Genomic DNA, 9,580 nt, shown 5'->3' with positions numbered 1-9,580 from the left:
TTTAATAAGAGCGCTTGTGGAAAAAGTGATTAAAGACGCTTATAGAGTTAGAAATTTGAGCATGAATAAAAAAACTTATAATGTGGTTTCAAAAATAAACGAAGAACTCGATTCTTTATACAGAGATATAATTAAAAATCAAAAAGACCATATAGCGATTGCAAATAGAGTAATGAGGCTTAAAGGATTGGTTTTAAATTTAATTTCATGAATATACTTTCTTTCGATACAGTATCCTCGAGTTTTTCTATAGCTTTAAAATTGGACGATTCCATAATCGAAATAAATAAAGAAAATGTTAAAAATCATAATAGCGAACTACTTCCAATTTTGGACGGTTTTTTGAAAGAAAATAAACTGTCTTTGGATAATATCGATTATATAGTTCTTGGAATCGGACCGGGTTCTTTCACTTCGATTAGAATAGCTTTTGCCACAGTAAAAAGTATTTGCTATGCTAAAAATATTAAAATAATCGGCATTTCGAGTTTGGAGAGTTTGTATCAAAATATAAAATCTTTTGACGGTTTGAAATTGGCTTTAATCGAGGCAAGAAAAGGAAGCGTTTATGCGAATATTTATAAAGACGATAAAAAAATAAAAGAAAATTTGGATTTAACTTATAACGAAATAATTGATTTGATTGATTCGATTTCAAATAAAAACGAAATTATCACTTTATGCGGAGACGGTTTTTACAAAAATAAAGAATTTTTTTTAGAAAACTTAAAAAATAATTCAAAAAATTTTAAAATAAATAATTTGGATAATTCTTTTAATATAATAAAAGCGTCAAATTCAATTCTATTATCCGAAAGCAGATTTAAAGCTGGAGATTTTGACGATATATTTTCTTTAGCGCCGTTATATTTGCGAAAGAGCGAAGCGGAAAATAAAAAAAACTAATCTTAATAAATGAATTTTAATAAAAAATATTCCGGTAATCAAACCAATAAACTATTACTTGATAAAAATAAAATTATTATATAAAATATAAAAATTAATAAATTAATTAAAAAAATCATTGGAGCTTAAAATGAGAAAATTACAATCCTTGAGAATAAAAATTCCTTTCTTTATTATGACATTGGTAACGGTAATGACTATAATATTGGTTACATTGATAATAGATATAGGAGCGAGAGGAATAAGAAATTCCGCAATATTCGGCTTTCAATCCACCACCAAAGCGTATTCGAGAATGATAAATGTCTGGTTAAATCAAGCGATAGTTATATCCGATTCGATTTCTTCGGGATTTGCGGAAATAAGAAATCATTTGGCTATCAATAACGAAGATACGAGAGTTATGGCGGAAAATGTTATGAGAAATATAGTGGCAAACAATTCGGTTGTATATTCTTTAATATTATTCAATACTCAAGGTTATCCGATATTAGACAGCGCAAACGGAGTATTTTTAAACACTAATTACGATATTAGAAATATAGATGCGGAATTATGGACAAAAGTCATGTCGGGGCAAACCACAATGTATTATACGGCGGTTCCTTATCCTTTGGAAAACGATAAATGGCTAATCCCAATATGCAGTCCCGTTAGAAATAGTTTAGGAAATATAATAGGAGCGGTTGGAGTTTTAGTCGATTGGCATTCTTTTATAGATAAAGAATTGGAATTAGTAAAATTTGGAAACTCTGGACATCCTTTCATAGTCGATAAAGACAGAATGGTTATAGCCGACCCCGTTCCGTCTCATATAAGAAGCAAAGTTTTACAAGATGCAGATTATATAAAATATACGAGAGAAAACGAATCTGGAGTTATAGAATTTAAATCTCCTTTCAACGGAAACGATTCTATAGCGATTTTTGACAGAGAGCCGATATCCGACTGGGCGATAGTTATGAGCGTAGAATCGAAAGAATTATTTGGAAATATTTATTCTATGGTAAGATACGCGATAATCGGAACTATAGCGATACTTATACTCGCTTCAATTTTTATATTTATATACATAGGAAAAGTAACGAAATTATTAAGCGCCTTGGCTAAAGATTTAACCAAATTATCTCAGGGAGATTTGAGCTGGGATGTTCCTCCTTTCCTTATTCATAAAAAAGACGAATTCGGAATGATAGCTAGAGCGATAAATAACTTTTTATGGGTTTTAAATGAAAAAGTTAGAATCGTTTACGACAGCGCGGATATGGTAAAATCGTCCGCCGAAGAAGTCGCACAGGGAAATGTGGATTTATCGGATAGAACGGAAAGTCAAGCATCTGGACTCGAAGAAACGGCTTCGTCTATGGAACAAATTGCTTCCACAATTAAATCTTCCGCAGACCATACCGTAGAAGGCAATAATATGATGATTAATTCAAGAAACGCTATAGAAGAAGCGGGAAGAATCATAGAAGAAACGACTCAAAATATAGAAGCGGTTTACGAATCGAGTTCAAAAATCAGCGCGATTACAAAAATAATAGAATCAATAGCGTTCCAAACAAACATACTCGCGTTAAATGCGGCAGTCGAAGCGGCAAGAGCGGGCGAACAAGGAAGAGGATTTGCGGTTGTGGCATCCGAAGTTAGAAATTTGGCTCAAAACACTCAAGCGTCCGTTAAAGATATTACGGCTTTAGTTTCGGATGCGGAAGAAAAAACGGCAACGGCTACAGAAACGGCAAGAGAATCGAAAGAAATATTCCAAAACTTGAAAAATCAAATAGAAGAAACGGCTAAAATAATGCAAGATTTAAGTTCAACCGCGGTGGAGCAGCAAGCTGGAGTCGACCAAGTAAATATTGCAATCGCTCAAATGGATATGGCTACCCAGCAAAACGCCGCTTTGGTTGAAGAATCTACCGCCGCTTCGGAAACTTTATTCTCTCAGGCAAAAGAATTATTGGATGCGATGCAATTCTTTAAATTAAGAGGGGATGAATTTTCTAAAAATAATACAGTCGCTGAAAAAAAAGTTGAAGAAAAAAAAGAAGATAAAAGTATTGACGAAGAAAAAAAATTAGACAGCATTGAAGAAGATAAAGAAAAAGAGGAAGAAGAGGAAAAAACTTTTACTCCAAGACCTAAACCTTCTACAGAAATAATAAGTCCGATTAAAAGCCCTTTACAAACTCCCGTAAAAAGCCCAATAAAAAGTCCGTTAAAGAAGAGTTATGAAGAGACTAAGCCAACTCTGACAGTTTCAAAAGACAGCGAATTTGGTTCTACTTTCAATAATTCTAAAGACAATACGGAAGGTTTTGAATCGTTCTAATAAAACAAGTCATTATAAAAGGCATTGCGGTTAAACGCGATGCCTTAAAAAATTTATTTTAACAATTTTATTTATATAGATTATTGTTTTGTAAAATTAAGTGTTATAAAGCCTTTATAATACCAATTAACATTTCCACCACCATAGCTATCAGTCCCTAGCATAAGAACGGAAGCAGTAAGAGTTGATGCATCATGGAAAGTAAATTTTCCAATCTGAGATTCTGGCGTTACCTTTGAAACCTTGTCATTCCAACTCATTCCAGTAATAAGATAACAAGAAATAGAAGAAAGAGAAGAAGCCGTAAAAGTTAATTCTATTGTGTAAGGATATTCAAAAGTGTCTGCAAGTTTTCCAGCGAAATTATAATGAAAACTATTAAAATTATCATTTGCTAAACCGCAGTTAAAAATCAGGTTGCCTTCGCTGTCAATATTAAGAATAAATTCATTTTTGATTCCATTATATGGGTCTTCATATGCGGATTTCCAAGTTCCTACAAGGTCTTCTTTAGAAGGCGTTGGGTCTTGTTTTGATTTGCAGCTAATTGAAAATAATAATATTAATAATGTGATTAAAGATATAATTTTAGCACTTGACTTGACTTGACTTGACTTGACTTGACTTGACTAACGAATTTACAGTAATTTTTGTTATTTTTCATTTTTTGCCTCCACAAATTAATTATTTATATCAATATTATATTAAATTTTTTAACGTTTGTCAATAGATTAAATAATAAAAAATGTTATAATAAAAAATATTCTTTAATCAAAATTTTTAATTTTAAATTTTTTAATAAAAGGATTTTAATGAAAGATAGAATAAATAAAATAATTTCTTCACTATCGTTCGGATTATACGAAAGAAAAGAAATTGTCGCTTTGACTTTTTTAAGCATTATCGCGGGAAAGCCCGTTTTTCTTTACGGTCCGCCTGGAACCGCTAAAAGTTTTATAGCGAAAAGAGTTTCCTACGCTTTCAAAGATTCAAAATATTTCGGATATTTGATGCAAAGATTCAGCACGCCAGAAGATATATTCGGTCCAATCAGTTTGGAAGAACTTAAAAACGATAAATATATTAGAAAAATAAAAGGCTATTTGCCCGACAGCGATTTTGCTTTTTTAGACGAAATTTGGAAAAGCACTCCCGCAATACTTAACACTTTGCTTACGATTATAAACGAGCGGACATTTAAAAATGGTTATGACGAAATAAAAGTTCCTCTTAAAGGTTTGATTTCCGCAAGTAACGAAACTCCTCCGCCAAATCAGGGACTCGAAGCTTTATACGATAGATTCATAACGAGGCTTACGGTTTATCCGCTTAAAAACAGAGATAATTTTGAAAAACTTTTGGAGATGACAAGTTTAAATCCTTTTGTGGAAATAGACGAAAAATTAAAAATTACAACGGAAGAATGGAATAAAATGAGCGAAGAAATTAATAAAATAAAAATTTCAAAAATCGTTCTTAATATTATTCACACGATAAAACTTTCGATAGAAAAATTTAACGAAGACAATAAAGACATTCCAATATATATTTCGGATAGAAGATGGCAAAATATTTCTTATTTGATGAAAACCGCCGCGTATTTGAACGACAAAAATGAAGTCGATATTTACGAAACTTTGATTTTGGATAATTGTTTATGGAGTTTGGAAGAGCATATAGAAGCGGTTAAAAAAATTGTGGAAAACGCTATTAGAATTTCTTATAGTTTTAAAAATTCGGATATTGAAAATTGGAAAGAAAATTTTGAATCTTTAAAATCGGATATTGAAAACGCATTTTATAATTTGGAGAAAACTTACGATACGGAAAATATTGACGATAAATTATATATTGCAAAAACTTTGAATATTAAAGTTGACGAATACGGAAATTCCGCAGATACGATAATTTATATTCCGCTAAAAAACATGAATAAAAAAGGTTATTTTTTCCCATTAGACCAAGGACGATTTGCGACAAAAAAATTTCGATGCAATTTTAACGAAAGCGAAATTTGTTCCGTTGAAATCAATTCGGCTACTTCAATGAACGGAATAATGTCGGATAAACTTTCAAAAAATTACGAACCGTTTACAAAATTTGAACCAAACTTTTATATGAGAAAAAATGGATTAAAGAAAGTAAATAAAGAAAAAAAAGATAATTATTTAATTCTTATCGATTCGATTATATCAAAAATTGAAAATATAATTTTAGATTCAAAAAATAATTTTGAAAAAACAAAAAGCGTCTCTCAAAATATTTTTATCTCCAAAGAAAAAATTAATATTATAAACGATATGTTTGAAAATCATATTGAAGATTTGGAAAGCGAAAAATTAAACGCGGAAAAATTAAAAAGCGAAGTCATGGAATATGCGACAATTTAAAAATATTTTGGAAAATATAAATAATATTACGAAAAAAGAAATTAAAAAAACGGAAGAAATGGCGCGAGGAGTTTTTTACGGTTCTTTTAAAAATATTGACGATAAGAGACTCGAAGACGAACTTGAAATAAAAATTTCAAAATGGAAAAAAGAACTAAAAGAATATATAGAAAATAATAATCCTTATCAAAATAATAAAATAGAATTGGATATTGCTTTTAAAAAAATTAAAAATAAAAATTTTAATAAAAATGAAATAATTAATTATTTAAATAGTTTCAAAGAAATTGATAAAAATATCGATTCTAATTTTTGGACTGACAGAATAAACGATAAAAATTTGAATATAATAAAAAAGAATATTATCTCTTCTTGGGAAAAATCTTATAACGATAAAAATAATAATTGGACTTTGAATATTATTAAAAGCAGGCGAGATAAATTTATTGTCGATATGGAATCTTGGATTAAACTTTTAAAAAAACTTAAATATATGTCGAATATTTTAAGAATAAAAACTGGCGTTCTTTGGGATTTTAGAGTCGGCGAATTGTCCGAAGAGGATATTTCGCTTCTTAAAAGATGGATTGATTTTATAAACGATTACAAAGACATAGAAAAAATATGCGAAAGTCTGGGAAGAAGAGTCGATATTGAAAACGCAATTAATAATATAGAATTCAAAGACTCTTATAATTATTCCAATAAAAAAATAACTTCAAAAGACGAAATAGTCGGAATTTATTTTTCAAAAGATATTGAGAATATAGTTCCCGAAGAACTTTCTTTACTTTGCGATAAAGATTTTGAAAAATTATTTAAATTAAAATATATCGAAAACAGATTAATGTGTTTCGATAAAGATTCTTATATTTTTAACGAAAAAGAAAAACAGAAAATTAAAGCGGGTTATATTGACGGAAAAGGTCCCGTAATAATCTGCATCGATACAAGCGGTTCAATGAAAGGAATAAACGAATATATTGCAAAAGCTACAATGCTAAAAATCGTTATGCAGGCTTTATCCGAAAACAGAAATATTTATTTAATAAATTTCAGCGTGGAAATTTACTCTTATAAATTTTCAAAATATGACGGACTTAACGAACTTATAAATTTTCTTAAATTAAGTTATCATGGCGGTTCTGATATTTATAAAGCGCTTGACGAGTCAAACAGAATCATGAATACGGACGATTTCAGAAACGCGGATGTTTTGGTATTGTCCGATTTTATGATGGAAGATATGCCTTACAATTTAATCGATTTATGCGAAAAACAAAAATCAAAAGGAAATAAATTTTTTGCCGTTTCAATCGGTAAATTTCCTTTCGGCTATTCCTACAGAAAAGTATTTAATAAACATTGGATATTCGATATTGACAGCGGATTGAAGAATATTTATTAATTCAAATTCTTATTATTTTTTATGTCATTCTATCCTTCTGTGTGAGGTTTTACAAAAATTATTAATTAAACATTTTGACAAATAAAATTATTCTGTTATAATATTCTTATTAAGAATAAACCTTTTAAAGCACTTAGCGACTGCCCGCCTTTGGCGAATGATTGTTTTGTTCGGTATTTCTTTACCGATAAAGGCGGAGAAAAAGTTCTCCTTGATTTTTTTAATGAATATTTTAACTTTAATTACACTATTAAATTAAATTAATTGCAAATTTAAAGTTTATTTAAACTTTCATTTTATAGTTTTTATCAAAATATGCAAAATATATTTAAATTAAATTTTTTACCAACCCATCCGCCAAGCCCTTTCCGCCTCTTCTCTTGTCAAAGATGGGCATGCTGCCATAGTATCTTCTACCGTCCACTCTTTCTCCAATTTTTCTAATTCGGGAGGTAGCTTACCGAATTTGTTTTCTTCCTCTTTTTCTATCGGCTTCGGAGTTTTATTATTGCTTTTATATTCCATTTTTGTCTCCTTAAAAATATTAGTAATTATTATTATAGTAATTATTGTTATTATTGTCAAGTTATTTTTAATTGAATAAAAATGCTTAATCCTCCGCTTCATATTCTTTTATATCTACTACTTCCAAAGTATCGTCACCGCTTGTGATAGAACCCGCAAAATTATTATGCGACAACCAAAAAAACATTGCGTCTATATACATAAGCTCGGGCTTGCTTTTATAAAAATCGTTGCCGTAAACCATTTCGTTATCTTTATATCTTTCAACGAAATTATCCAAAAACTTTGTTTTTTCCTTGCCAGTCTTTTTAATATATATACTTTTGATTTTTTCGCAAACAGTATCTAATTTGTCTTTTTTTACGAATTCAAGCATTTTTAATTCTCCTTAATTATACTGTTAGTGTCAAAATTAACCTGCATGTCTAAAAAATTTATTTCAGCTTCTTCTACCCATTTATTCCATTCTTCATCTGTAAACTTTCTACCCTCTCGCCTCTCTATTGCTTCCTGTGTAGGTAAATACGGCAAATAGCATTGATATTTTTCGTATAAATCGTCTATATCAACTTTGCCGTCTTCAATATCTTTTTCTAATTGTTGTTTTTCTTTTTCAGTCATTTTTTACTCCGTCTTTAATTATTCGGCTCGGCGTTGACTCGGCAATGAATTTTGATAATCCTAAAATTAGCGTCCTCCTTGCATTTTCGTAATTTTTACTATGGTATTTTTGATAAAAATCGTCAAGTTTTTTCTCCCATTTTTCCTTGCCGTAGCGTTCGATTAATTTTGCTTCGAGTTTATCAATATCAAGTTTCATTTTTTAGCTCCCGCAGACATATTGTCTTATACTCTATACATATATAGTATATACATTATTTGGATTTTTTCAAGGGCGGACATCATTAATAAACTTATACATAAAACGGAGCATATTCTCTTCCGCTTTTTCAAAAGAAATTCCTTTATCTTTATATTGTTTATTATAGGATTTTAGAATATTTTCTTTTAATTTTTCTTTCCCGTATTTAGCTTCAAGTTCGCTTCTTATTTAGTTTATATCTTTGGTTTTTCTAATGTTAGACTTCATAAACTAAAACTTTTTTATTATATATTTAATCAATTATGCACATAAGTTCCTATATTTTCCCCCGAAATCGCTTTTGTGATATTTCCCATTTTATTCATATTGAAAACTCTTATCGGCATATTGTTATCGTTAGCCATTGCGAAAGCCGTCATATCCATAACTCGCAAATTTTTATTCAAAGCCTCTCTGAAAGTAATTTCTTTATACATTTTAGCGTCTTCGTTGGTTTTCGGGTCCTTATCGTAAACGCCGTCAACATTAGTTCCTTTCAATACAATTGAAGCGCCTATTTCCAAAGCCCTTAAAATTGCCGTGCTGTCGGTGGTAAAATAAGGGTTTGAAGTTCCGCCAGCTATTATCAAAACATTTCCCCTCTCCAATATTCTTATCGCTTTATCTCTTTCAAATCCTTCAATCATGCCTTCGATATTAAATGCCGAAAGTATTTGAGTCGGAGTTCCCGCCGCCATGAATCTGTCTTTCAAGGCAATAGCGTTCATTATAGTGGCAAGCATTCCCATCGAGTCCGCAGTCGCTCTAATCATTCCCGTTTTATTGGAAAGCTGCATTCCCCTGAATATATTTCCGCCGCCGACTACAACCGCAATTTGAGTGTCGTTTCCAGCTTCTTTCATTTCCAAAGCTATTCTGTCTACTACATTATTGTCTATTCCGTAATCTTTTTGTCCGAGCAAAGCCTCGCCTGAAATTTTTAATAAAACGGTTTTTTTCATTGTATTTTAACCTCTTAAAAATGTATTATATTATATTTTTTATCATTAACAATATAGCTATATTATTTAAATATTATTTTCTTTTAAAATATCATGCCATAAATTTATATGCTCCGAATTTATTTCAGAGGATATTTTAGAATCCTCTACAAGATTTTTGGTATATAATTTTAAAAAATCATTATAATTATC

At 30.1% G+C, this 9,580-nt stretch carries 10 protein-coding genes; 5 read left to right on the top strand and 5 right to left on the bottom strand.

From position 1 onward, the window contains the following. The 5 genes from ACR0QS_RS07690 to ACR0QS_RS07670 all read left to right on the top strand — a co-directional run. The coding region (locus ACR0QS_RS07690) for a DUF327 family protein (RefSeq protein WP_432632857.1) at positions 1–211 on the top strand (211 nt) is incomplete at its 5' end. Beyond that, entirely contained in the window at positions 208–906 is a 699-nt protein-coding gene (gene tsaB / locus ACR0QS_RS07685) for a tRNA (adenosine(37)-N6)-threonylcarbamoyltransferase complex dimerization subunit type 1 TsaB (protein WP_432632856.1), read from the top strand. The genes ACR0QS_RS07690 and tsaB, both read left to right, overlap by 4 nt. 130 nt (positions 907–1,036) lie before the next feature. Beyond that, on the top strand, positions 1,037–3,241 hold the full coding sequence (locus ACR0QS_RS07680) for a methyl-accepting chemotaxis protein (protein WP_432632855.1): 2,205 nt from the start codon (positions 1,037–1,039) through the stop codon (positions 3,239–3,241). An 812-nt stretch (positions 3,242–4,053) separates the two neighbouring features. Further along, positions 4,054–5,631: an AAA family ATPase gene (locus tag ACR0QS_RS07675; RefSeq protein ID WP_432632854.1), complete on the top strand. Its 1,578-nt coding sequence runs from the start codon at positions 4,054–4,056 to the stop codon at positions 5,629–5,631. Continuing rightward, positions 5,618–7,039 carry a VWA domain-containing protein gene (locus ACR0QS_RS07670; RefSeq protein ID WP_432632853.1) on the top strand — a complete coding sequence of 474 codons (1,422 nt, stop codon included), beginning with the start codon at positions 5,618–5,620 and terminating at the stop codon, positions 7,037–7,039. The genes ACR0QS_RS07675 and ACR0QS_RS07670 overlap by 14 nt, the downstream gene beginning before the upstream one ends. Positions 7,040–7,381: 342 nt before the next feature. On the opposite strand, the gene ACR0QS_RS07665 is transcribed toward ACR0QS_RS07670, so the two are convergent. The 5 genes from ACR0QS_RS07665 to pyrH all read right to left on the bottom strand — a co-directional run bounded on the left by ACR0QS_RS07665 (position 7,382) and on the right by pyrH (position 9,388). Further along, positions 7,382–7,624: a hypothetical protein gene (locus tag ACR0QS_RS07665; protein ID WP_432632852.1), complete on the bottom strand. Its 243-nt coding sequence runs from the start codon at positions 7,622–7,624 to the stop codon at positions 7,382–7,384. A 25-nt stretch (positions 7,625–7,649) separates the two neighbouring features. After that, positions 7,650–7,940, bottom strand: a complete 291-nt coding sequence (locus ACR0QS_RS07660; protein WP_432632851.1) for a hypothetical protein — start codon at positions 7,938–7,940, stop codon at positions 7,650–7,652. A 2-nt stretch (positions 7,941–7,942) separates the two neighbouring features. Further along, positions 7,943–8,185 (bottom strand): hypothetical protein, encoded by a 243-nt coding sequence (locus tag ACR0QS_RS07655; RefSeq protein WP_432632850.1) that lies wholly within the window; start codon positions 8,183–8,185, stop codon positions 7,943–7,945. Further along, positions 8,178–8,384 (bottom strand): hypothetical protein, encoded by a 207-nt coding sequence (locus tag ACR0QS_RS07650; protein WP_432632849.1) that lies wholly within the window; start codon positions 8,382–8,384, stop codon positions 8,178–8,180. The genes ACR0QS_RS07655 and ACR0QS_RS07650 overlap by 8 nt, the downstream gene beginning before the upstream one ends. A gap of 299 nt (positions 8,385–8,683) precedes the next feature. Continuing rightward, the gene (gene pyrH, locus ACR0QS_RS07645) at positions 8,684–9,388 is read right to left on the bottom strand and encodes a UMP kinase (RefSeq protein WP_432632848.1); all 705 of its coding nucleotides are present in this window, start codon (positions 9,386–9,388) and stop codon (positions 8,684–8,686) included. Positions 9,389–9,580 lie beyond the last annotated feature (192 nt).

The sequence above is a fragment of the Brachyspira sp. genome, assembly GCF_050873525.1.
Classification (GTDB): domain Bacteria; phylum Spirochaetota; class Brachyspiria; order Brachyspirales; family Brachyspiraceae; genus Brachyspira.
This window is presented reverse-complemented; position numbering and strand designations above follow the sequence as displayed.

Bases quoted from the DNA above. Each gene is read 5' to 3' on its own strand.
- tsaB (WP_432632856.1), top strand. From the start codon at position 208: ATGAATATACTTTCTTTCGATACAGTATCCTCGAGTTTTTCTATAGCT.
- ACR0QS_RS07680 (WP_432632855.1), top strand. From the start codon at position 1,037: ATGAGAAAATTACAATCCTTGAGAATAAAAATTCCTTTCTTTATTATG.
- ACR0QS_RS07675 (WP_432632854.1), top strand. From the start codon at position 4,054: ATGAAAGATAGAATAAATAAAATAATTTCTTCACTATCGTTCGGATTA.
- ACR0QS_RS07670 (WP_432632853.1), top strand. From the start codon at position 5,618: ATGCGACAATTTAAAAATATTTTGGAAAATATAAATAATATTACGAAA.
- ACR0QS_RS07660 (WP_432632851.1), bottom strand. From the start codon at position 7,940: ATGCTTGAATTCGTAAAAAAAGACAAATTAGATACTGTTTGCGAAAAA.
- ACR0QS_RS07655 (WP_432632850.1), bottom strand. From the start codon at position 8,185: ATGACTGAAAAAGAAAAACAACAATTAGAAAAAGATATTGAAGACGGC.
- ACR0QS_RS07650 (WP_432632849.1), bottom strand. From the start codon at position 8,384: ATGAAACTTGATATTGATAAACTCGAAGCAAAATTAATCGAACGCTAC.
- pyrH (WP_432632848.1), bottom strand. From the start codon at position 9,388: ATGAAAAAAACCGTTTTATTAAAAATTTCAGGCGAGGCTTTGCTCGGA.